This window comes from Corallococcus sp. Z5C101001 (assembly GCF_007352635.1).
Lineage (GTDB): Bacteria > Myxococcota > Myxococcia > Myxococcales > Myxococcaceae > Corallococcus > Corallococcus silvisoli.
This window is the reverse complement of the sequence record NZ_VKLU01000015.1, coordinates 108158-129301: the sequence shown is the minus strand read 5'-3', so window position 1 is coordinate 129301 and position 21144 is coordinate 108158. Positions and strand designations below refer to the sequence as shown.

Sequence of the window (21144 nt, the reverse complement as noted above, 5' to 3'; positions counted from 1 at the left end):
GGCTGCGGCCCACGCGGGGCTCGCTGCCGCGACCGGGGGGCTGGTATGAACAGGGCCGTGTCCGACGGTCCCTCTCCTTCGCCCCTGTCCCTCGAAGACGCGCTCCTGCTCGCGAGCGAGGAGCACCAGTTCCCCAGCTACTACCAGTCCAGTGTGCGCCCGCTCCTGCGCGACCCGGAAGGGCGCTGGCCCCACTGCTGCGGTGGCGGTTGTGAGCCGTGCGCCCAGACGCTCATCCGCGTCGCCCTGCGCACGCTCGAGCTGATGGGCACGCCGCGCCAGAGCCCTCCGCCCGACTTCTAGAACAACCGCGTGCCCAGGCCCACGCGCCCGGTGAGGCCCAGGCGGGTATGGCCCGCGCCCGCGCGCTCCTGGAACGTCTCCACGCCCACCTGTCCCGCCGCGAGCAGCGACAGGTTTCCGCCCAGGTACACCTCCACGCCCAGGCCCCCCAGCGCCTGGAAGCGGCGCTGCTTGTCACCGGTGAGCCCCAGGTCGATGGGCAGGTCCACCAGCCCCAGCAGCTCCACGGTGTCCGCCACCCGGTAGCCCGCGACCATCCCCGGCAGGATGCGCACCAGCACGCCGGAGAAGTTGCGGGAGTCCATGTACGTGGAGCCCGAGTTGAGCACCAGGCCCAGGCCCAGCGTCGGCGCGAGCTGGAACGCCCCCCGCCGCACCACCTCCTTGCGGCCCAGGAACTCCAACGCCACGCCCAGCTTGAACCAGTCGAAGCGCGCCCGCGCCTCCACCTCCAGCGCACCCAGTCCCTGCCGGAACCCCACCCCCACCTCGGGAGCGCCCGTGTAGCCGTAGAGCGCCGTCGCCCCCGCCGGCAGCATCACCGGCGCGACCACCGAGCCCAGCGGGTCCTCGTTGGAGAAGGAGACGTCGGCATCCTGGGCGGCCGCCAGGGCGGGCATCACGAGGACGGTCAGCAGAAGGGCGAGGCGCATCATGGGCGCACCCTAGCGTGGGATGCGCGATGGCCAAAACCCAACGAATCCAGGGACTTGGGGGAGGGTTGCGCATTCACTCCAGTTCACTGGAAGAATACGGTTTCCATGGTTGCCTACCTGCACGCAGCACCGCCGCCTGAATCCGCCACGCCCCCAGGAGGTCGCCCGGCACTCGACCCGTCGGGTGGGGTCGGGAGTTCGGTGTTGTTGGTGGGCGCGGAGGCGCGTCCGGCGGTGACGGAGGCGCTCGTCGCGGAAGGCTTCGAGCCCGTGCGCGTGGAGGGCATGGGTGACGCGCTGGCGTGGCTGGGCTCGCGGGCGGAGCTGCCCCGGCTGGTCATCATCGACGCGGACCTTCCGGACGGAGACGGCTTCAGCCTCTGCGGCGCGCTCCGGGCGGACGCGAAGGTGGCGCACCTGCCGGTGCTGCTGGTGGCCCGCCATCAGGAGGAGTTCCACCGCGACCTCGCGGCGGGCGTGGGCGCGGACGAATACCTGGTGGAGCCGGTGGACGCGCGCGACGTGGCGGTGCTCGCGCGGCTGAAGGTCGGCCGGCGCGCCGAGGAGGACGTCTACGACGCGCACAGCGGGACGCTGCCCTGGGTGGATCTGGTGCGCGCGCTCCTGTCGGGGGTCCGCTCGGGCCGGGTGACGCTGACGGAGGACACGGGGGCCTTCACCTTCCGCCATGGCCTGGTGGTGGACGCGACCTTCCATGGTGAGCGCGGCAGCCTCGCGTTCCGGCGCCTGCTCTTCTTCGGCGCGGGCGCGTACACGGTGACGTTCGGCCCGGAGCTCCAGCGGGGCACCTTCACCATGGACCGCTCCTTCCTGTGTGAACAGGTGGTGCCGGGCCTGGAGCGCTTCGAGGCGCTGCGCATCCGGGGCCTGCCCCTGGCGGCGCGGCTCACGGTGGACTTCAACCGGTTGGCGCGCGAGCTGCCCTCGCTGCCCGAGGACGTCGAACAGGTGGTGCGCCTCTTCGACGGACGGCGCACGGTGCGCGCGATGCTGCTGGAGTGCCGCTTCCCGGAGGCCCTGGCCTACGAGGCGGCGACCCGGCTGTTCATGCTGGGCGTGCTGGTGCCCGCCATCCTGGTGGAGGAGCGCGAGCGCGCCCGGGAGTCCGCGGGGCCGCCGCGCCTGTTCGAGCCCGCCGCCGCGCCGGACACGGCTCCCGACCCCGAGCAGCAGCCGGAGCCGGCCGGGAGGCCCGCCACCGAGCCCGGCCCGGACGCGTCGTGAGGGTTTGACTCGGGCGGCCTGCTCGGGGCACAAGGCCGGAGACGCCCCGGGCTGAACGCCCGTCCACCCCACGCCGAAGCCGCCGCCATGTCCGGTCACAACCGATGGTCGAAGATCAAGCGCCAGAAGGCCGCGATGGGCGCGACCAAGGGCAAGCTCTACTCGAAGCTCATCAAGGAGCTGACCGTCGCCGCGCGCCTGGGCGGAGGTGAGCCCTCCGGCAACGCCCGGCTGCGCGTGGCCATGGGCCTGGCGCGCGAGGCGAACATCCCCCGCGACACCATCGAGCGCGCCGTCAAGAAGGGCACGGGCGAGCTCGCCGGCGAGTCGTACGAGGAGGTGACGTACGAGGGCTACGGGCCCGGCGGCGTCGCGCTCATCATCGAGTGCCTCACGGACAACCGGAACCGCTCCGCCAGCGACGTGCGCAACCTGCTGGGCAACTCCGGCGGCAACCTGGGCTCCGAGGGCGCGGTGGGCTGGATGTTCCACCGAAAGGGCGTCATCACCGTCAAGCCCGGCCCCAGCGAGGACCAGGTGATGGAGCAGGCCCTGGATGCCGGCGCGGAGGATGTCGTGGACCAGGGGCCGGACGGCTTCGAGGTGCGCACCGCGCCCGCGGACCTGCACGCGGTGGGCGCGAAGCTGGAGGCCGCGGGCCTTTCCCTGGGCGAGCAGAAGTGGACCTTCGTGCCGCAGAACACCGTGAAGGTGGAGGGCGACAACGCGAAGCGCCTGTTGAAGCTGATGGACGCGCTCGATGAGAACGACGACGTGCAGCACGTGCACGCCAACTTCGAGATCGACGAATCCCTGATGGAGTCGCTGTCCGCGTGAGGCCCTTCCAGGGCGCGTGGGAAAGGAACGGGCGGGTGCGTGTGCTCGGCGTGGACCCCGGCAGCCGCTTCATGGGCTTCGGGGTGGTGGAGGAGAAGAAGGGCCGGCTCGTGCACCTGGGGCACGGCGTCATCAAGGTCGTGGAGTCCGCGCCCCTGGCGGAGCGCTTGAAGGACCTGCACGCCGCGCTCGGCGCCGCGCTCCAGCGCTACAAGCCGGAGGCCGTGGCGGTGGAGGGCCTGTTCACCTTCCGCAACGCCCGGAGCGCCCTGGTGCTGGGGCATGCGCGAGGCGTGGCGCTGCTCGCCGCGGCGCAGGCCGGCCTGCCGGTGCACGAATACGCCCCCGCGAGCGTGAAGAAGTCCGTGGGCGCCAGCGGCGCGGGCGGCAAGGACGCGGTGGCGCGCATGGTGCGCACGCTGCTGGGCGTGGATGAAGCCACGCTGGAGCGCGCGGATGCCAGCGACGCGCTCGCCGTCGCGCTGTGCCACCTGAACCAGTTCCGCGTGGGCATGCCCCGCGCGAGCGCGCCCGCGAAGGGCAAGCGCAAGGGCGCCGCGTCGGTGCTCGCGGATCGCCTGTCGTCCGCCTACAAGCGCCCGGAGGCCCGATGATCGCCCGGTTGCGTGGAAACGTGTTGGAGAAGGGCGCGGAGGACGCCGTCATCGACGTGCACGGCGTGGGCTACCGCGTGAACCTCTCCACGATTGCCCTGGGCAAGCTGCCCGCGGATGGCCAGCCCGTGGACATCCGCATCCGCACCGTGGTGCGCGAGGACGCCTTCGAGCTGTTCGGCTTCCTCAGCCCACAGGAGGAAGACCTCTTCCAGTTGCTCAACAGCGTGTCTCGCATTGGCCCGCGCATGGCCCTGGGCGTGCTGTCTGGCATGGAGGTGGGGGAGCTCATCGCGGCGCTGTCACGCGGTGAGGTGGCCCGGCTCGCCAAGATTCACGGCGTGGGCAAGAAGACCGCTGAACGGCTCGTCCTGGAGCTCAAGGACAAGGTGAAGAACCTCCACGCGGAGGCCGTCGCGCGCGGCACCGCCGCCCCGGCGCCCGCTTCGTCCGGCACGAAGTCCGACCTCGTCTCCGCGCTGCTCAACCTGGGCTACAAGCCGCCCCAGGCGGAGAAGGCCGCGGACGTGGCCACCGAGCGGCTGGGCCCGGATGCCTCCTTCCAGGTGCTCTTCCGCGAAGCCCTGAAGGTCCTGCGCTCCGGTTCGTAAGCCAGACAACACCCCCTCGATCCAGGGGGTGAGTCGCGGTGTCTCCGATAACAAGAAGTCCTTGGAATCGAGGCGCAAGGCTTATTCCCGTACGAATCCGCTGGCGTTGTCCGACCAACGAATTTGCCGTTGGTTCAAAGTCATACGTCGATCCACCGCGCTCACGGGCTGACACAGCTGTGCAATCGCAGCCGGTGGCGAGCTGGCTCATTCCGCTGAAAACATCAATTTGCAGTGCGGGTGCGGTGGTCCCATGGGGATCGCGCCGCCCTCAGGAGGCGTGTGTGATGGCGGCGTGGCGTGGTGTCGCGGTCCTCGTGCTGATGCTCTCCGGTGTCGTCGGGGTGGGGTGTGGCGCGGTCGACGGTGAGGGCGTGGAGGCGTGGGGCGGAGTGTCGGGGGCGGTGCGGGAGGCGGCGCTCACGGGAGGGGACCCCCAGCCCTGCGGTCGATCTCCGTGGCCCGTGGGCGACCTCCATCCTGGCGAGGAGGGCTCGAGCCCGGAGCCGATGGTGGTGGTGGGCGAGCAGGTCTTCTACGCGGCGGATGACGGCGTCTCGGGCCGGGAGCTGTGGGTGACGGATGCGGGGAGCATGGCGTCGGGGCGGGTGAAGGACCTGCGGCCCGGGGCGCAGGGCGGCACGCCGCGCTTCCTCACGCGGGTGGGAGGGCGGCTGTTCTTCGTCGCGGACGACGGCGTGCACGGGCCGGAGCTGTGGCTGTCGGATGGCACGGAGCAGGGGACGGTGCTGGTGGCGGACATCCGGCCGGGGGCGCAGGGCAGCGCGCCGGATGGGCTGACGGCGGTGGGCGGGCGGCTGTACTTCACCGCGGATGACGGCGTGCATGGCCGCGAGCTGTGGAGCTCCGACGGGACCCTCAAGGGCACGCAGCTCACGCAGGAGTTCGCGCCCGGGCCGGACTCGTTCGTCCTGGATGACCTGACGGAGTGGGACGGACGGCTGGCGCTGGTGGCGTACGGCGCGGACTCGGTGACGCTGTGGGTGACGGAGGGGGACACCGGCACCGCGCGCGTGTTCTACCGGGGCCCGGCGCAGACGGTGCTCTTCTCCCTGACGCCGGCGGGGCGCGACCGCCTCTACTTCCTCGTGGACCAGGGCCGGGGGGAGGCGGACCTCTGGGTGACGTGGGGCCTGCCCCTGCTCACCCTCCCGCTGCTCCACTTCCCGGGGGACTACCCGGTGGCGCTCACGCCGCTGGGCGACACCGTGTACTTCATGGCCGGCGCGGAGGGCTTCTTCGGCGAGCCCGGGGACCTGCTCCACGGCGGGGAGCTGTGGAAGAGCGACGGCACGCTGGTGGGCACCCGCCTGGTGAAGGATGTGCGGCCGGGGCCGCTGGGCTCGCTGCCGTCGGGACTGACCGCGATGGACGGACAGCTGTACTTCGCGGCGGATGACGGCGTGCACGGCCGCGAGCTGTGGCGCTCCGACGGCACGGCGCAGGGCACGGTGCTGGTGCAGGACCTGGAGCCGGGCCCCGAGGGCAGCGCCCCCACGTCCCTCGCGGTGGAGGACGGGTGGCTCTTCTTCTCCGCGACGACGGCGGGGCGGGGCCGCGAGGCCTGGTTCTCCAATGGCGCCCTGGATCGCGCGGAGCCGATGCGCGACATCGCGCCCGCCGGACTGAGCGCCGACCCCCGCGGCTTCGTGCGCGCGGGCGGCTACGTCTTCTTCGTCGCCACCGACCCGGAGCGGGGCGAGGAGCCCTGGGCGCTGCCCTTCCTCCCCGCGGCCCGCTGCTCGCGGCAGTAGGCGCGCGCGCCCGGCTTCAGGCCGCGCGCCGCAGCGCGGGCGTGGGGTGCAGTCCGCCCGTGTTCGGCGCGGGCAGCACCACGGTGGGGCCCAGGCCGGGGGCCAGCAGGTGCGCGGTGAGCAGCGAGGACGGGTGGAAGTTCACGAACGACGCGTCGTGCGCGGAGGGGCCGGCGAAGAGCTTCTCCACCACCATGGACGCGTACTGCTCCAGCGAGTCCTCGCGCGTGTTGCCGTTGAGCACCACCTCCCAGCCCATCTGCTCCGCGAAGCGGCGCACGCCGGGGATGCGCGACAGCAGCGGCGTGTAGCTCTCCGTGCTCACGCCGTTCTCGCTCACCACGAAGACCTCGTTGGCGGTGGCCACCGCCAGGGACATGTTGCCCTGGGTGTGCCCGGGCGTGCTGAGCAGCGCCGCGCCCTGGCCCAGCCACGCGTCCCCGTCCAGCAGCACCACGCGGTCCTCGGGAATCTCCGTGCCCCCGGGCACGAACCACACCTGCTGCATGGGGTGCAGGTGCTTCACCAGGGTCCACTCGGCGCGCTGCACCAGGAGCTTCGCGCGCGGGAAGACGGGCGGGGCGCCCGCGCCGCCCAGCCAGCCTCGCAGGTCCTGGATGTGCAGGTGGTCGAAGGCCAGGTAGTCCACGTCCGACGTGGTCAGCCCCAGCTGCTCCAGGTGTCCCTGCACCGTGCCGTGGCGGGTGGACATCACCTTGTCGGAGAGGAACGCGCCGTAGCGCTCGCGCAGCGCGCGGTAGAAGGGGGCCGCGTAGCCCCGCTCGTAGTCGGTGGGGTTGAAGAGCAGCGTGCGCCGCAGGCCCGTGCCGGCCTCCGCGAACTGCACCACCTGCATGCGGTTCGTCATCATCACGTACGGCGCCGGGGACAGCGCCGCCCCGCTGAAGGCGAACAGCGTGGGGTAGGGGAACGTGATGAGGTCGCACGTGGCCACCGCCGCCACCGGCCCGTCGCGCACGAAGGCCTCGCGGGCCTCCAGCGCGGCGCGGCGAAGCTTCTGCAGGCGGGCCCCGGGTGAGCGCTCGGCGCGGGCCTCCGTCAAGAGGGGCAGGGGACGGAACGGGGAGGAAGAGGAAATCATGGACGCGACTCCCTTCGAGCAGGGCAGCGGGCCCCCTGGTTGGCCGGTCGGCGTGCCGCTCCGAGTCTAGCGCCGCCAGAAGGGCAGCGACACGCGCCCCCTTCGCTGTATAGGGTCGGAATGGCGATGGCGAGGAAGTCTGACGACACCCTCTCGGGAGATGTTCAGCCGGAAGACATCCGGCTGGAGGCCTCCCTGCGCCCGCGCACCTTCGACGAGTACGTGGGACAGGGCGCGGTCGTCGAGAAGCTCAAGGTCTACGTGGCCGCGGCGAAGAGCCGGGGCGAGGCGCTGGACCACTGCCTGTTCTCCGGGCCCCCCGGCCTGGGCAAGACGTCGCTCGCGCACCTCATCGCGAACGAGCTGGGCGTGGGCATCCACGTCACCAGCGGCCCCGCGCTGGAGCGCAAGGGCGACCTGGCGGGCCTGCTCACCAACCTCAACGAGCGGGACATCCTCTTCATCGACGAAATCCACCGCCTCAACGCCGCCGTGGAGGAATACCTCTACCCGGCGATGGAGGACTTCCGGCTGGACATCACCATCGACACCGGGCCCGCGGCCCGCGCGATGAAGATCGACCTGCCGCCCTTCACGCTGGTGGGCGCCACCACGCGCACGGGCCTGCTCACGTCGCCGCTGCGCGACCGCTTCCAGATTCAAGAGCGGCTGGAGTACTACGAGCCGAAGTTCCTGGAGCAGATCCTCGACCGCTCCGCGCGCATCCTCGGCGTGCCCCTGGACCGCGCCGCCAGCCGTGAAATCTCCACCCGCTCGCGCGGCACGCCCCGCATCGCCAACCGCCTCCTGCGCCGCCTTCGCGACTTCGCCCAGGTGGAGGGCAACGGCCGCATCACCTACGAGCTGGCGCACGACTCGCTGAGCCGCCTGGGCGTGGACGCCAGCGGCCTGGACGCGATGGACCGGAAGATCCTCCTGACCATCGTGGAGAAGTTCGGCGGCGGCCCGGTGGGCGTGGAGACCATCGCCGCGAGCGTGGGCGAACAGCGCGACACGCTCGAGGACGTCTACGAGCCCTTCCTCATGCAGGAGGGCTTCCTCATGCGCACGCCCCGGGGCCGCACCGCCACGCTGCGCACCTACCAGTACTTCAAGAAGACACCGCCCCCCAGCTCACCCCAGGGGACCCTCTTCTAGCCCCCGCCCTCCGCCATGAGCCAAGCCCCCGCGCCCGCCGTGCCCACGGTCCTCTCCAGTCCCCGCGACTTCTACGGTGACCTGATGCGCGCCTCGCAGGCCACGCGCGCGGGCTTCCTCGCGGAGCGCGAGCGCTGGCTCCGGGGCGTCCCGGTGGAGGGCCGCGAGGAGCTGCTCTTCGAGTTCGAGATGTGGCTGCGCGCCGTGGAGCGCTACCTGAACCTCCACAACGCCGTGGTGGACGCCCGCGCGCGGCCGCTCGTCACCCGCGACTTCCACGAGGAGCTGGTGGACGTGCGCGACGCCATGGACCGCGCCGTGCGCGTCGCCCGGCACCTGCAGGACCCGGACAGCGACCCGAAGATGGTCTTCCGCAAGTACGTGGAGACCCAGCTCGCGGACGACCGCGTGCGCCGGCTGCTGATTGAAGAGGAGCTGGACCAGGAGACCCCCCCGGAGAGCCTCTTCGTCGTGCGCGAGGCGTTCGACGCGCTCAAGAACCTGCTCGACAACCTCCTCCAGCTGCCGCTCATCGGCCTGTCGCTGTTCCAGGACGTGGGCAAGCTGACGCTCCGGGAGATCGTCCTCAACCGCTACTTCCGCCCGTTCCGCCCGCTGGAGTTCCGCGTCGAATACGACCGGCTTCGCTCCGTGCGGCTGCTGGACGTGCTGGGCGCGCTGCCCCACGACACGCGGCCCCTCTTCACCACCGCCTTCCTGGGCCTCTTCCGCGTGCTGCACTACCTGTCGCACGTGGACCCGGAGATGCAGCCGCCCGCGCCCCGCCGCGTGCGCGTCCTCCTGTCGCTGGTGCGAGGTGAGGTCTCCGCCGTCGCCAGCTACCTGCACACGGAGCTGTCCCCCAAGGCCGGCACGAAGCCGCTCCAGGCCGCCACGCTGCGCGCCGCGCGCGACCTGGCCCGCGAGACGGACCGCATCGCCCGCGAGGTGATGGTGGACCTGGACCGCGACCCCGCCGCCCCGCTGCGCGCCGCGGAGGCCTTCACCACGCTGCTGCGCCAGCAGATCGTCGCGCTGGTGGACGCCCTGGCCCCCAACGGCGCCCTGGGGGAAGAGGCCTTCGCCCACCTCACCAGCGCCCAGGACGCCGCGCTGCGTCTGCGCAAGGACCTGTGGGTCTACGCCCAGCTGTGCCGCGCCGCCGAGGGCCACCTGCGCGCCGACGACGTCACCGCCGCGGAGCGCGTGCTGGACGCCCTCAAGTCGTTCCTCGACTACTTCCACGACGGCGGCTACCAGCTGCTGCGCTACGCGGACTACGACGCCTTCGACCGCTTCACCTCGCTGCTGGTGGAGCTGCCCTGGCCGCCGGAGGGCCCCGGCATCCGCAGCCGCCTGGCGGAGGACCTCCGGCGCTTCTCGCAGACGCTGGAGACCACCTTCCACGCCGTCAGCCGCCGCTCCCTCCTCCAGGGCCGCGGGTTTGATCGCCCGGACGCCGAAGCCCTTCGCGACCGCTTCCTGCCGCCCGCGGCCCGCTGACCCCCCAGGGGCGGCGCGATTCCCGTCAAGCCCGGTACTCCCCGTGAAGCCCGTGAGTGCGTTTGCTTCCAGGCACTCGCCTGCGATAGAGACGCGCCGCTGTCGCGTGGGTGACACGCACTCCCGGTTGGCGTGAGAGCTTCCGGGAGCGCCGGGGTTTGAAGGATGAATTCCGGACATCGCTGTCACGGTGGGCGGAGCGGTGCTGGGTTTCCCAAGAGGGGTGTCCGTGCCCCGGTCCGCGCGGTCCTGTCTCTGGACCCTGGGATCACCAGCAGTTCCAAGGGGTTGGGTCGGATGGGGCGGTCTCGCGAGGCAGTTCTTGTGTCACGGGCTGGTGGCATGTTGATTGCTGCGATGTGCAACGCGTCAGACCGCCGCGGAACGGTCTGACGGGTCCGTACCCTGCGTGCGTCAGTTCGAAGCAGTTCCTAGAGGCGACACCGACATGCTCCAGTTCACCGACTTCCAGCGCACCCTCTCCCAGCCGGCCATCTGCCGGGGCGTGGGGCTCCACTCCGGGGCTCCCGTGACGCTGACCCTGAAGCCCGCGCCCGCGGGGCACGGCATCGTCTTCGTGCGCACGGACCTGGAGCGGCCGGTGAGCATCCCCGCGCTGGCGGAGTACGTGGTGGACACGTCGCTGGCCACCACCCTGGGCCGCGACGGCGTGAAGGTCGGCACGGTGGAGCACCTGATGTCGGCCCTGGCGGGCATGGGCATCGACAACGTGCGCGCGGAGCTGGACGGGCCGGAAGTGCCCATCATGGACGGCAGCGCCCAGCCCTTCACCCACGCCATCATGGAGGCCGGGTCGCGTGAGCTGGACGCGCCGCGCGAGTACCTGGTCATCAAGAAGAGCGTGGCGGTGACGGACGGCGACAAGCAGGCCTCGCTCACCCCGGCCCGCCGCTTCCGCATCAGCTGCACCATCGACTTCGAGCACCCGGTCATCCAGGGCCAGTCCTTCGACGTGGACGTGAACGACCGCGGCTTCTCGCGGGAGATCTCCCGCGCGCGCACCTTCGGCTTCCTTCGCGACGTGGAGAAGCTGAAGACGCTGGGCCTGGCGCGCGGGGGGTCGCTGGAGAACGCCGTCGTCGTGGACGAGGCCGCCATCCTCAATCCGGACGGCCTGCGCTTCCCGGACGAGTTCGTCCGCCACAAGATCCTCGACGCCATCGGCGACGTGTCCCTGTTTGGCCGGCCCGTCATCGGGCACATGACGGCGTTCAAGACGGGCCACGCGCTCAATCACAAGCTGGTGCGCAAGGTGCTGGCGGACCCGTCCTGCTTCGACATCGTCGTCGCGAGCCGCCGGGTGGTGGAAGGCCGCGAGCCGGGTCGCCCGAGCCTCGCGGGTGCGTTGGAGCTGGAGCCCCTGGTCGCCTGAGCGACCGGTTGGCAATTGCTTGCCAGCCCCGGGGACCTCTATTAAGTCGGCGGCCTATGTCCATGCGCTCTACTCGCATCGCCCTGGCCGCTCTCCTCGCGGCATCCCTCACCGCCGGCTGCAACAAGGAGAAGGCACCGGCCAATGCCCAGGCGCCCGCGGCACAGGCCCAGGCCGGCAATGCCGCGGAGCCCGCACCGGACACGGTGGTGGCGACCTTCGGCAACGGTCAGAAGGTGACGTTTGGTGAGCTCAACGAGCGCATCAAGGAGCCGCTGGCGAACCTGGACAAGCAGAAGTACCAGCTGCGCAAGCGCGGCCTGGAGGGGCTCGTCACCGAGCGCCTGGTGAAGGAAGAGGCGGCGAAGCGCAACATCACCGAAGACCAGCTGCTCAAGGCGGAGATCGACGACAAGATCCCCGCGCCTCCGGAAGAGAAGATCAAGGAGGTCTTCGAGGGCGCCAAGGGCCAGCTGCCCCCGGGCGCGACCTACGAGCAGATGAAGCCGCAGATCGTGGACTTCCTCTCCGGCCAGCAGAAGCAGGACGTGGCCCAGAAGTTCTTCGAGTCCCTGCGCCAGAACGCGAACGTGAAGTACGAGCTGCCGGAGCCCCCGCGCGGCCCGGTGGAGCGCAAGCAGGTCGCCGCCACCGGCCCGGCCAAGGGCCCGGAGAACGCGCCGGTCACCATCGTGGAGTTCAGCGACTTCCAGTGCCCGTTCTGCAGCCGCGCCATCGGCACGGTGGACGAGGTGACGAAGACCTACGGCGACAAGGTGCGCCTGGTGTTCCGCCAGTTCCCCCTGGACTTCCACAAGCAGGCGCAGAAGGCCGCCGAGGCCTCGCTGTGCGCCAACGACCAGGGCAAGTTCTGGGACATGCACGACAAGCTCTTCGCCAACCAGTCGGCGCTGGGCGTGGATGACCTGAAGAAGTACGCGGGCGAGCTGAAGCTGGACACCGCCAAGTTCAACGCCTGCCTCGACTCCGGCGAGAAGGCCGCGACGGTGAAGGCGGACCAGGCGGACGGCTCCAAGGTGGGCGTCAACGGCACGCCGGCGTTCTTCATCAACGGCATCATGCTGTCGGGCGCGCAGCCCTTCAGCGAGTTCCAGAGCGTCATCGATGCGGAGCTGAAGGGCGCGAAGTAGCTTCCAGCGCGCATCGAGGGAGGGATGCGGTGGCGTCCAAACCCAGGGCCACGCCCCGCGTGAGCGGTGAGGCGGCTTCGCTCGAATTGGAGCGGCCGCTCGCCGCTGTCGTTTCTCCCACCCGGCCCCTTTCGGCGCACTTCCTCGCGCCGGAGGGGCTGGTGCTCCTCCCGGAGTCCCACGGCGCGTCCGGCTTCTTCGCCGGCAGCCTGGGGACGCTCTCGGTCGAGGAGGTGTTCGCCCAGATTCTCTCGGGCATCCGCACCGGCCAGCTCGTCGTGCAGCACGGCGCCGTGCGCCGCACGGTGGCCTTCCGCGACGGCCAGGTGGTGTTCGCCACCTCCAGCGAGCGGTGGGAGCGGCTGGGCGCGGTGATGGTGCGGCTGGGGCTCATCACGGAAGGGCGCCTCACCCAGGCGCTCGCGCAGGTGACGCCCGCGCGCCGCATTGGCCAGGTGCTCACGTCGCAGGGCATCGTCACCGAGGCCAGCCTCTACAGCGCGATGACGTTCGTGGTGCGCGAGGTGGTGCTCAACCTCTTCGAGATGGTGGAGGGCAGCTTCCTCTTCCTGGAGGCCAAGGCCCCGGCGGTGGACGCGGTGAAGCTGCCGGAGCGCACGCGCGACCTGGTGCTCACCGGCATCAAGCGCGCGGAGGAGACGGGCCGGCTGCGCCGCCGCTTCCCGGACGACATGCACGTGACGCCCGGCCTCCAGGGCGCGCTGCCTGGCGAGGAGGCCCTGTTCGCGAAGCTGGGCGGCGGCACGTCGCTGGGGACGCTGCGGGCCGCGTACGCGGGCAGCCAGTACGCCTTCTACAGCGGCGTGGAGGAGGCGGTGCGCGGCGGCCACCTGTCCGTCCGGGCCGCGGAGGTGGTGCCCACTCCGGGCCCCGCGGTGGAGGGCATGGCCTGGGAGCTGCTGTCCGCGGAGGAGCGCTACAACCTCCTCCTGTCGCTGGTGCACCGCGCGCTGCGCGAGGCGGGCCGCGACGTGGACCTGTTGCGTGGCTTCGTGGATGCGCCGCCCCCGGGCCTGGAGAACGCCTACCAGGGCGTCACGGTGGGGCCGGACGGGCGCGTGGACGTGGCCCGCCTGCGCGCCAACGTGTCCACCAGCGGCGGCGAGGCGGTGGGCCGCGCCATGGCGTTGGAGGCGCTGGACGCGTTCGTGTCCTACGCCCTTTTCTCCGCGCGCAACGTGCTGCCGGCGGACGTGGCGGAGCGCCTGGCCAACACCTACCGCACCCTCCAGGGGGGACTGTCGTAGCGCGCCGCCGCGGGAGTTTCCGCCGTCGGACACCGCCCCCGGAGCCCCCCCATGTGCCCCTGGCGGCCCCTGGCCCGGGTGGCCACGTTCGTCGCCACGGTTGGTGGCTGGCGGGGGACGAGCGACATGGGCGCGATGCGGATGTTGGGGTGGGGAGTGCTTCTGCTGAGCACGGCGTGCGGCGCGTCCCGGACCGCGGTGACGAAGGGGGAGCCCGGCACGGGCGGCTCCGGCTCCGGCCATGACGATTCAGCCGTCGCGTCCACCACGCGGCGCTACGTGGACGAGGACCTGGGGTTTGAAATCGTCCGGCCCACGGCGGAGTGGTCGCTGGACGAGACGAACGAGCGCACCCCGGAGGGGCTCGCGATTCCCGTCGTCCTGCGCCACCGCGTGACGGGGGCCCAGGTCGTGCTGCAGGTGGCGCCCGGCGTGGCGACGCCCACCCAGTTCGCGGAGCGGCTGACGCAGGGGCTGCGCCAGCAGCCGGGCTTCACCACCACGGATCCCCAGCCCATCGCGCTGTCGGACAGCGCGGTGGGGTTCGACTTCCAGGTGGGGGAGGGCGTGCGCGGCAAGGTGGCCGTGCGCGAGGGCAACTCCGGCCGCGTCCTGATGATGCTGGCCACCTGGCCCACGGAGGCCTCCGCCGACATCACGGCGAGCGTGGACGCCCTGATGGCGGGCGTCCGTCCGCTGCCCGAGCCGAGCGTGGCCGTGCGAGCCACGCCCGGTGCGCCGGAGCCCGAACCCGGCGATCCGCGTTAGCGGCGGAGCGGGGCTCCGGGCCCGGAGCCCCTGAGCACTACCCGCGGGCCGCCTTGCCCTTGGCGCGCTTCGCGGCCTTCGCGGGGGCCGGCGGGGTGGGCTCCGGCTGCGCGGCGATGCGCGCGGCCTGCTGGCGCACCAGCTCCACCAACGTGCGCGCGCCGACGCCGGTGCCGCCCTTGTTGAGGTAGCCGCGCTCCTTGGGGCTGTTGGACGGCCCCGCGATGTCCAGGTGCACCCAAGGCGTGTCGCCGACGAACTCCTTGAGGAAGAGCGCCGCGTTGATGGCGCCGCCCCAGCGCTCGCCGGAGTTCTTCATGTCCGCCACTTCCGAGCGCAGCGCGTCCTTCTGCAGGTCGCTGACCGGCAGGCGCCACATCTCCTCGCCCGCGGTGCGCGCGGCCGTCAGCACGCTGTTCACCGTGTCATCGTCGTCGCCGAAGGCGCCCACGATGTAGTTGCCCAGCGCCACCATGCACGCGCCCGTGAGCGTCGCCAGGTCGATGATGGCGGACGGCTCGTGCTCGCCGGCCCAGGTGAGCATGTCGCCCAGCACGAGGCGGCCTTCCGCGTCCGTGTTGGTGATCTCCACCGTCTTGCCCGAGCGCGCGGTGAGGATGTCGCCCGGCTTGTACGCCGTGCCGGACGGCATGTTCTCGCACGCGCCGATGAAGGCATGCACCGGGAAGGGCGGCTTCACGACGGAGCCAATCACCTTCATGGCGGCCAGCACGGCGGCGGACCCCGCCATGTCCGTCTTCATCTCCACCATGCCCTCGGTGGGCTTGAGCGACAGGCCGCCCGAGTCGAACGTGATGGCCTTGCCCACCAGCGCCAGCGGCGCGCGCTTCGCGTCCTTCGCGTTCTTCGGCGTGTAGACCAGGTGGATGAGCCGGGGCTCCTGCACGCTGCCGGCGGTGACGCCCAGGAACATGCCCATGTTCAGGCGCTCGATCTCCTTGCGCCCGCCGATCTCCGCCTGGAGCCCGCCCTCCTTGGCGGCCTGCTGCGCGGCCTGCGCGAGCCGCGTGGGCGTCACGACGTTGGGGGGCTCGTTGACCAGGTCACGCGCCCAGTTGACGGCCTCCGCCAGCTTCAGGCCCAGCGCCAGCGCGTCCTCGAGCGCGCGCGACTTCTCCGTGCCCGCGGGCAGCGACAGCGTGGCGCGGGTGAGCTTCGGGGCGCCCTTGTCCTCGCGCGCGGCGGACTTGTACTTGTCGAAGCGGTAGACGCCCAGCTCCAGGCCCTCCACCACCGCGCGCACGGCGCCCTCCGCGTTGTCCGTGGCGGGCACGCGGAAGCCGATGGCGGTGGACTTCAGCCGCTGCGCCGTCTTCGCCGCGCGGCCCGCGGCGAGCCGCAGCACCTCCGGCTGGAAGCGCGCGCGGTTGCCCAGGCCCAGCAGCAGGACGCGGTCGGAGCCCAGGCGCCCCAGGGTGTGCATCAGGAAGGATTGGTCCACCTTTCCCTTGAAGCCCTCCTGGGTGGCGGCGGCGCGCAGCTTGCCATCCAGGGCCGAGTCCGCGGCGGCCAGCGGCGCGGGGGCGGAATCACCCAGCTCGCCCTCGAAGAGGGGGATGACGAGCAGCTCACCGCTCACCGGCGCGGCTTCACCGGAGACGAGACTGAATTGCATGGCGACTTGGACTCCTGGACGCAAAGAGGGGGGAAGGCGATGATCCGAGGGGCGCGACTGTAGACGCGGGGCGTGTTGCTCGCAAAGCGCTGGTTGCCACTCCGGCATTGCAATGCCCCGGCGCGCTGGATAGCTGTGCACTCCCAATGCCCACCCTGCTGCTCCATCTGACGGCCATCGAACGGTTGGCGGCCCGCCCGGACGGGCTCCCCGCCGACTGGGTGCGCGCGTTGTCCGAGGACCTGCCGTACGCACGCTTCGGCGCGGCGCTGCCGGACCTGCCGCTGTGCGCGGGCGTGCGCGGGGGGCTGGGCCTGATGCTCCCAGAGGCCGGCTGGCCCCCCTTCGCGCGGCTGTACCACGAGCGCGCGCCGGTGGGCCTGGGCCTGAAGATGGCGGAGCTCGTCGCGTCAGGGGCCCTGGTGGGCACCGAGGCGGGCCTGGCCATCCTCGCGGGCTACTTCATGCACCTGAGCCTGGACCGGCGGCTCCACCCCCTGGTGGACCAGCTGGTCATCCGCCACCGCCGCAAGGGCGAGCGGGCCTGGGATGCGCGCCGCCAGGTGGAGTGGGCCCAGTCGCTCTTCTTCCTGCGTGAACAGGATGGCACGGACGGTGTTGGCACCGCCCGCATGCGCGAGCACTTCCAGGTGGTGAAGAGCGAGGGCATCCCGCTGCGCGGCATTGGCCGGGGCATCTACGAGCTGGTGCGGCTGGCGTCGCAGGAGCGCGTGGGGCAGGCGCCCACCAAGGCGGAGGTGGATGGCTGGGTGCGCGGTCTCTATGTCTCCGGCCTCTTCCTCGCGAGCCCGCTGGGGCGCGTGCGCGCACTGCCGGCGTACTCGCAGCTCTCCTTCCAGGAGCTGTACCGCAATGATCACTTCGACTTCACGGCGGAGGTGGACGCCGCGCTGGAGGTGACGCGCGGGCTGCTCAAGAGGCTGCACGGCTACATGGCGCGCGGCACCTATACGCCGCGTACGCGCGCGCGCTTCCTGGAGGAGTTTCCAGAGGGCACGCTGGGCGCCACCGCCTCGCAGTGAACGTGCAATCACGGCCCGAGTCCGAGGCCGTGTCCGGGTGCCGGGCATCCGGCCAGTCAAGCCCGCTGCCCTCCGGGGCGTAGCGCTATCCGAAGCGCGGAGTGCCTCCTATCCTCGATAGGGAATGACGGTATTCCTCCTCATGGCGGCGGGTGTGTTGGCGGGTGGGCTGGGGGCGCTCCTGGGCATCGGGGGCGGCATCGTCCTGGTGCCGGTCCTGGTGTTGGGATTCGGAATCCCCCTGGAGCAGGCCGTGCCCGCGAGCTTGATGTGCGTGGTGGCCAACTCCTGCGCCGCCGCCGCCAGCTACGTGGAGAACAAGCTCAGCGACTTACGGCTGGGGCTGACACTCGAGCTCGCCACGGTGATGGGGGCCATCGTGGGAGGGCTGGTCGCGGCCTTCGTCGCGGAGGCGATGGTGGCGGTGGTCTTCGGCCTCTTCACCCTCTTCGTCGCGCTGCAGATGATGCTCTTGCGCAAGCCCGTCCAGGAGCCGGCGACGGCGGCCAACTACCTGCCGCGCAACTACCCGTTGGGCATCTCCGGCTCCTTCGTGGCGGGCGGCCTGTCCGCGCTGCTGGGGGTGGGCGGGGGACCGCTGAAGGTGCCGCTGATGACCTACGGGATGCGCGTGCCCTTCAAGGTCGCCAGCGCCACCAGCAACCTGATGGTGGGCGTCACCGGCGCCGCGAGCGTGGCGGCCTACGCGTGGCGCGGCCAGCTGAACCTGGGGCTCGTGGCCCCGTTGGTGGTGGGCGTGCTGGGCGGCGCGTCCGTGGGCAGCCGGCTGATGCTGAAGCTGCCCACCGCGGTGCTGAAGAAGCTCTTCGCCGTCGTGCTGCTCGCGGTGGCCGGACAGATGTTGTGGAAGGGAGGGGAGGGGTTGTGGCCGAGTCTATGGAAATGAGTGAAACGGAGCCTGAGCTACGCGGTATCCCCCCGTCGATGAGGGTGCCGGACGCAGGGCCGCCACCGCGCGGCGCCCAGGCGACGTCGGTGGCGCTGGGAGGCGCGCTCCATCGAGAGCTCCAGCAAGAGCCCATCACCCAACCGGAGACGCACACCCGCGTCCGGCGGGGGGAGGGGCGGCTCGCCGCCGGTGAGCGGTGGATCGCGCGCATGCTGCGCACCGGGGCGGTCATCAGCGGCGGGCTGTTCATCGCGTCGCTCGTGCTGGAGCTGCTGCCGCGCGACGAGTCCGTGCACGTGGCCATCGACCTGCTGCGCAAGGCAGCGGCGTCCATGCTCCTGGTGACGCCGGTGGCGCGGCTGGCGATGGCGGGAACGCTGCTGGGCTTGCGCGGCGAGTGGCGCTACGCCGCCATCGCCGCGGGCGTCATCAGTCTGCTGGCGATCGCGGTGGGCGCGGGCTTCCAGGCCTGACGTTGGAGGCGCACGCACCGGACCGCGCGCGGGCTACACGCCGCGCGCGGTGAAGTGCGCGAGCACGTTCTTCACCTTCGCCACCTCGTCGTGCTGCTGGAGGTCCTCGTACATCGGCAGCACCGCCTCGAACTGCTCGCGGGCCGCTGGGAAGTCCTGGAGGTAGTAGCAGGACAGCCCCAGGTCCCACCGGGCGCGGGCCTCGTAGACGTGGTCGTGCAGCTCGCCGTACACGTCCACCGCGCGCAGCAGGTGCGGCCGGGCGTTGTCGTGGTGGCCCAGCAGCCCTTCGGATTCGCCCAGCAGGAGGTGGCCCAGCGCGAGCGCCTCCGGGTCCTCCCCCTGCTCCAGGAGCGGCACCGCTTCCAGGAAGCGCTTCCGCGCGGGCTCGTACTCGCCCTTGGCCATGCGCAGGTCGCCAATGTCCAGGAGCAGCCGCGCCATCCGCTCCGTGTTGCGCGTCTGGCGGAAGAGGATGAGCGCCTCCTGGTACTTCTCCTCGGCGGCGTCCGCCTGGCCCAGGGCGCGCAGGGACTCGCCGATGCAGGCGCGGGTGAGGGCCTCGCCCTCGCGGTCGCGCGACTCGTTGAAGAGCAGGGCGGCGGTGGCCATCTGCTCGATGGCGCCCTTGTGGTCCTCGAAGTGGGCCTTCACCACGCCCAGGCCGAAGAGGGCCTGCGCCTGGCCGGGCTTGTTGCCCGCGGTCTTGAAGAAGCCCAGGGCCTCCTCGTAGTGCTCACGGCTCTGCGCGTGGTCTTCCAACATCCCGTGCAGCTCCGCGAGCGCCACCAGCCCCTGGCCCACCTCCGTGGGGGCGCCGGTGATGCGCAGGGTGGCGAGCGCGTTCTTCTGCTTCTGGATGGCGTCGGTGATGTGGGCGCGTTCGGTGTCGGACGGGTGCATGTCAGTTCTCGTGAACCTTGCGGCGGCGGGCGCCCCTGTCCAGCGAATCGTGCTTCTCGCCGCCTTCAGCCCCGTTTCCAGCCGGCTCGTGGTGCCCGTTGCGCTCGCCCTTCTCCTTCTCGTGGACCAGCAGCGGGGAGAAGAAGCAGTCCTTCTTCGTGTATTCGTCGAACGCGAACGCGAAGCGGTAGCTGGCGGCCGCGCGCTGGTTGCAGTCCGTGCGCTCGCAGAAGCGGCAGGAGATGCCGCTGGGGATGGCGTCCTTGCGCAGGTCGTTGGTGGGCAGGCCGTACGCCAGGTACTTCGCGTTCTCCGCGTGCGTGCCCAGGCCGATGGAGTACGCCGTGCCCTTCACGATGGAGCCCTCGATGGGCTGCAGCTGCACCTTGGCGAAGCAGAAGTACGTCGTGCCATCCGGCATGATGGAGTACTGCCGGGTGATCTGCGACGGGTTGAGGAACGCCAGGTGCACCGCCCACTTCGCGCACGAGCCGCCGCCCGACGCGAAGCGGATGCCGGTGCCGCTGTAGCGCTTGGAGATGTTCCCCGCGATGTCCGCGCGCAGGAAGTGGAACGGCAGCCCCTGGCGCTTGGGGTCGGACAGGTTGCAGATGCGGTGGGCCACCGTCTCGTAGGTGGTGCCGAAGACGTTGGAGAGCAGCTCCACGTCGTAGCGCGTGCGCTGCACCTCCTTGAAGAACTCGCCGTAGGGCAGCATCAGCGCGCCGGCGAAGTAGTTCGCCAGGTTCACCTTGATGAGCCGCTCCGTCTCACCGTGCCGCATGCGCCCGGCGCCCAGGATGCGCTCCACCAGCTTCTCGCGGTCCATCACCATCAGGCCAATGGAGGCCGCCACCTGGAACTTCAGGGGCTGCTCGGTGAGGTCCGGCGACAGCGTGAGCGTGCGCGCGTCCAGGTCCAGCCGGCGCACCACGGATGAGCCGCTGGCGGCGCGCTCGATCTGCACCCGGAAGTCGAAGCGCTCCTCCAGCATCCGGATGAGCTGGCTGCTGGTGAGCTGCTGCTCCAGGCGGAAGTCGCGGCGCAGCCCTTCCGCCTGCTCCTCCAGCTCCGGGAAGTAGTTGCGGTGCTTCTCCAGGAAGTCGCTGACCTCGTCGAAGGGCGAGTAGTCGAAGCGCACGCCCGGCGTGTTGCCCACCCCGGAGGGCGAGCCCTGCGTGCGCGTGCGCTCCTCCACGTTGAGCTGCGCGAGCACGTTCTCCAGCTGCGTGCGCGTGTTCTTGTAGAGGTTGAAGAGCGCCGCGACGGTGCCCGCCAGCTTCGGTTCGGCGGACAGCGACTGGAGCGACTCCGAGTCGATGTCCAGGCTCTTGAGCAGCGGTTCGTCCAACAGCTTCGCCAGGGCCTCGTCCACGCGGCCCTCACCCAGCGTGGACATGAACTGTTCAGGGTCCTGCTCGAAGTAGCGCAGCGCCTTCCAGAGCAGCGGGAAGGGCATCACGCGCTTGCCCTTCTCGATGAGGTTCAGGTACGCGGGCGACACGCCCAGGTCCTTGGCGGCGTCCGCCTGCTTGATGTTCCGCTGCAAACGCAGGCCTCGAAGCTTCAGCCCCACGTTCGCGTTCAGAGCGTTGTCGTTGTTCATGGCTCCAACCCCCGGCGGGCCCCGTCAGGCGACGTGTTCCGACACCGGGTCTCTGGATCCACTCTGCAAATCGATTTACCGATTTGCAATCAACGTTTTCGATCCACCGCAGCGCTGTCCCGCAGGCGACGCGCGAAGGGTTGACTGCCCCCACCCTGGACTCAGGTTCACGTAATTGCATGTAATCAC

20 protein-coding genes are annotated in these 21144 nt (G+C 71.0%); 15 read left to right on the top strand and 5 right to left on the bottom strand.

What is annotated here, in order from left to right; translation table 11 throughout:
• Positions 1-45 precede the first annotated feature (45 nt).
• Complete coding sequence (locus FOF48_RS30175; RefSeq protein WP_143907286.1) at positions 46-303, top strand: hypothetical protein; 258 nt, start codon at positions 46-48, stop codon at positions 301-303.
• Here the strand turns inward: FOF48_RS30175 and FOF48_RS30170 are convergent.
• On the bottom strand, positions 300-959 hold the full coding sequence (locus tag FOF48_RS30170; protein ID WP_143907284.1) for a hypothetical protein: 660 nt from the start codon (positions 957-959) through the stop codon (positions 300-302). The genes FOF48_RS30175 and FOF48_RS30170 overlap by 4 nt on opposite strands.
• Before the next feature lie 105 nt (positions 960-1064).
• Here FOF48_RS30170 and FOF48_RS30165 point away from each other — a divergent pair, with 105 nt between their 5' ends.
• The 5 genes from FOF48_RS30165 (at position 1065) to FOF48_RS30145 (ending at position 6041) form a co-directional block, all read left to right on the top strand.
• Positions 1065-2204 (top strand): PleD family two-component system response regulator, encoded by a 1140-nt coding sequence (locus FOF48_RS30165; protein ID WP_143907282.1) that lies wholly within the window; start codon positions 1065-1067, stop codon positions 2202-2204.
• A gap of 87 nt (positions 2205-2291) precedes the next feature.
• Positions 2292-3041 (top strand): YebC/PmpR family DNA-binding transcriptional regulator, encoded by a 750-nt coding sequence (locus FOF48_RS30160; protein ID WP_143907280.1) that lies wholly within the window; start codon positions 2292-2294, stop codon positions 3039-3041.
• Positions 3042-3076: 35 nt separating this feature from the next.
• Complete coding sequence (ruvC, locus tag FOF48_RS30155; protein ID WP_143907278.1) at positions 3077-3655, top strand: crossover junction endodeoxyribonuclease RuvC; 579 nt, start codon at positions 3077-3079, stop codon at positions 3653-3655.
• Positions 3652-4266: a Holliday junction branch migration protein RuvA gene (gene ruvA, locus FOF48_RS30150; protein ID WP_143907276.1), complete on the top strand. Its 615-nt coding sequence runs from the start codon at positions 3652-3654 to the stop codon at positions 4264-4266. Before ruvC ends, ruvA begins: the two co-directional genes overlap by 4 nt.
• A 287-nt stretch (positions 4267-4553) precedes the next feature.
• Complete coding sequence (locus FOF48_RS30145) at positions 4554-6041, top strand: ELWxxDGT repeat protein (protein WP_143907274.1); 1488 nt, start codon at positions 4554-4556, stop codon at positions 6039-6041.
• A 16-nt stretch (positions 6042-6057) separates the two neighbouring features.
• Here FOF48_RS30145 and FOF48_RS30140 read toward each other — a convergent pair whose 3' ends face one another.
• Positions 6058-7143: a hypothetical protein gene (locus FOF48_RS30140; RefSeq protein ID WP_143907272.1), complete on the bottom strand. Its 1086-nt coding sequence runs from the start codon at positions 7141-7143 to the stop codon at positions 6058-6060.
• A gap of 120 nt (positions 7144-7263) precedes the next feature.
• Between FOF48_RS30140 and ruvB the strand changes: the two genes are divergently transcribed.
• From ruvB to FOF48_RS30110, 6 genes are all read left to right on the top strand, one after another.
• Complete coding sequence (gene ruvB / locus FOF48_RS30135; protein WP_143907270.1) at positions 7264-8301, top strand: Holliday junction branch migration DNA helicase RuvB; 1038 nt, start codon at positions 7264-7266, stop codon at positions 8299-8301.
• Between the two features lie 15 nt (positions 8302-8316).
• Positions 8317-9804: a hypothetical protein gene (locus FOF48_RS30130; RefSeq protein WP_143907268.1), complete on the top strand. Its 1488-nt coding sequence runs from the start codon at positions 8317-8319 to the stop codon at positions 9802-9804.
• A gap of 448 nt (positions 9805-10252) precedes the next feature.
• The gene (lpxC, locus tag FOF48_RS30125; RefSeq protein ID WP_143907267.1) at positions 10253-11197 is read left to right on the top strand and encodes a UDP-3-O-acyl-N-acetylglucosamine deacetylase; all 945 of its coding nucleotides are present in this window, start codon (positions 10253-10255) and stop codon (positions 11195-11197) included.
• A 56-nt stretch (positions 11198-11253) separates the two neighbouring features.
• Complete coding sequence (locus tag FOF48_RS30120; RefSeq protein ID WP_143907265.1) at positions 11254-12348, top strand: thioredoxin domain-containing protein; 1095 nt, start codon at positions 11254-11256, stop codon at positions 12346-12348.
• Positions 12349-12377: 29 nt separating this feature from the next.
• The gene (locus FOF48_RS30115) at positions 12378-13616 is read left to right on the top strand and encodes a DUF4388 domain-containing protein (RefSeq protein ID WP_143907263.1); all 1239 of its coding nucleotides are present in this window, start codon (positions 12378-12380) and stop codon (positions 13614-13616) included.
• 126 nt (positions 13617-13742) lie between these two features.
• A complete protein-coding gene (locus tag FOF48_RS30110; RefSeq protein WP_143907457.1) occupies positions 13743-14384 on the top strand; it encodes a hypothetical protein in 642 nt (213 codons plus the stop codon).
• A gap of 37 nt (positions 14385-14421) precedes the next feature.
• Here FOF48_RS30110 and FOF48_RS30105 read toward each other — a convergent pair whose 3' ends face one another.
• Positions 14422-16020, bottom strand: coding sequence for a leucyl aminopeptidase (locus tag FOF48_RS30105; RefSeq protein ID WP_143907261.1), 1599 nt, complete (start codon positions 16018-16020; stop codon positions 14422-14424).
• Between the two features lie 146 nt (positions 16021-16166).
• Between FOF48_RS30105 and FOF48_RS30100 the strand changes: the two genes are divergently transcribed.
• The 3 genes from FOF48_RS30100 (at position 16167) to FOF48_RS30090 (ending at position 18446) form a co-directional block, all read left to right on the top strand.
• A complete protein-coding gene (locus FOF48_RS30100; protein ID WP_143907259.1) occupies positions 16167-17063 on the top strand; it encodes a hypothetical protein in 897 nt (298 codons plus the stop codon).
• Positions 17064-17187: 124 nt separating this feature from the next.
• Entirely contained in the window at positions 17188-17970 is a 783-nt protein-coding gene (locus FOF48_RS30095; protein ID WP_143907257.1) for a sulfite exporter TauE/SafE family protein, read from the top strand.
• Between the two features lie 38 nt (positions 17971-18008).
• Complete coding sequence (locus FOF48_RS30090) at positions 18009-18446, top strand: hypothetical protein (RefSeq protein WP_143907255.1); 438 nt, start codon at positions 18009-18011, stop codon at positions 18444-18446.
• Positions 18447-18479: 33 nt separating this feature from the next.
• Here FOF48_RS30090 and FOF48_RS30085 read toward each other — a convergent pair whose 3' ends face one another.
• Both FOF48_RS30085 and FOF48_RS30080 read right to left on the bottom strand, forming a co-directional pair.
• The gene (locus FOF48_RS30085) at positions 18480-19349 is read right to left on the bottom strand and encodes a tetratricopeptide repeat protein (RefSeq protein ID WP_143907253.1); all 870 of its coding nucleotides are present in this window, start codon (positions 19347-19349) and stop codon (positions 18480-18482) included.
• 1 nt (position 19350) lies between these two features.
• Positions 19351-20955 (bottom strand): short-chain fatty acyl-CoA regulator family protein, encoded by a 1605-nt coding sequence (locus FOF48_RS30080; RefSeq protein WP_143907251.1) that lies wholly within the window; start codon positions 20953-20955, stop codon positions 19351-19353.
• Positions 20956-21144: the final 189 nt, after the last annotated feature.

Bases quoted from the DNA above. Each gene is read 5' to 3' on its own strand.
- FOF48_RS30175 (WP_143907286.1), top strand. From the start codon at position 46: ATGAACAGGGCCGTGTCCGACGGTCCCTCTCCTTCGCCCCTGTCCCTC.
- FOF48_RS30170 (WP_143907284.1), bottom strand. From the start codon at position 959: ATGATGCGCCTCGCCCTTCTGCTGACCGTCCTCGTGATGCCCGCCCTG.
- FOF48_RS30165 (WP_143907282.1), top strand. From the start codon at position 1,065: ATGGTTGCCTACCTGCACGCAGCACCGCCGCCTGAATCCGCCACGCCC.
- FOF48_RS30160 (WP_143907280.1), top strand. From the start codon at position 2,292: ATGTCCGGTCACAACCGATGGTCGAAGATCAAGCGCCAGAAGGCCGCG.
- ruvA (WP_143907276.1), top strand. From the start codon at position 3,652: ATGATCGCCCGGTTGCGTGGAAACGTGTTGGAGAAGGGCGCGGAGGAC.
- FOF48_RS30145 (WP_143907274.1), top strand. From the start codon at position 4,554: ATGGCGGCGTGGCGTGGTGTCGCGGTCCTCGTGCTGATGCTCTCCGGT.
- FOF48_RS30140 (WP_143907272.1), bottom strand. From the start codon at position 7,143: ATGATTTCCTCTTCCTCCCCGTTCCGTCCCCTGCCCCTCTTGACGGAG.
- ruvB (WP_143907270.1), top strand. From the start codon at position 7,264: ATGGCGATGGCGAGGAAGTCTGACGACACCCTCTCGGGAGATGTTCAG.
- FOF48_RS30130 (WP_143907268.1), top strand. From the start codon at position 8,317: ATGAGCCAAGCCCCCGCGCCCGCCGTGCCCACGGTCCTCTCCAGTCCC.
- lpxC (WP_143907267.1), top strand. From the start codon at position 10,253: ATGCTCCAGTTCACCGACTTCCAGCGCACCCTCTCCCAGCCGGCCATC.
- FOF48_RS30120 (WP_143907265.1), top strand. From the start codon at position 11,254: ATGTCCATGCGCTCTACTCGCATCGCCCTGGCCGCTCTCCTCGCGGCA.
- FOF48_RS30110 (WP_143907457.1), top strand. From the start codon at position 13,743: ATGGGCGCGATGCGGATGTTGGGGTGGGGAGTGCTTCTGCTGAGCACG.
- FOF48_RS30105 (WP_143907261.1), bottom strand. From the start codon at position 16,020: ATGCAATTCAGTCTCGTCTCCGGTGAAGCCGCGCCGGTGAGCGGTGAG.
- FOF48_RS30100 (WP_143907259.1), top strand. From the start codon at position 16,167: ATGCCCACCCTGCTGCTCCATCTGACGGCCATCGAACGGTTGGCGGCC.
- FOF48_RS30095 (WP_143907257.1), top strand. From the start codon at position 17,188: ATGACGGTATTCCTCCTCATGGCGGCGGGTGTGTTGGCGGGTGGGCTG.
- FOF48_RS30090 (WP_143907255.1), top strand. From the start codon at position 18,009: ATGAGGGTGCCGGACGCAGGGCCGCCACCGCGCGGCGCCCAGGCGACG.
- FOF48_RS30085 (WP_143907253.1), bottom strand. From the start codon at position 19,349: ATGCACCCGTCCGACACCGAACGCGCCCACATCACCGACGCCATCCAG.
- FOF48_RS30080 (WP_143907251.1), bottom strand. From the start codon at position 20,955: ATGAACAACGACAACGCTCTGAACGCGAACGTGGGGCTGAAGCTTCGA.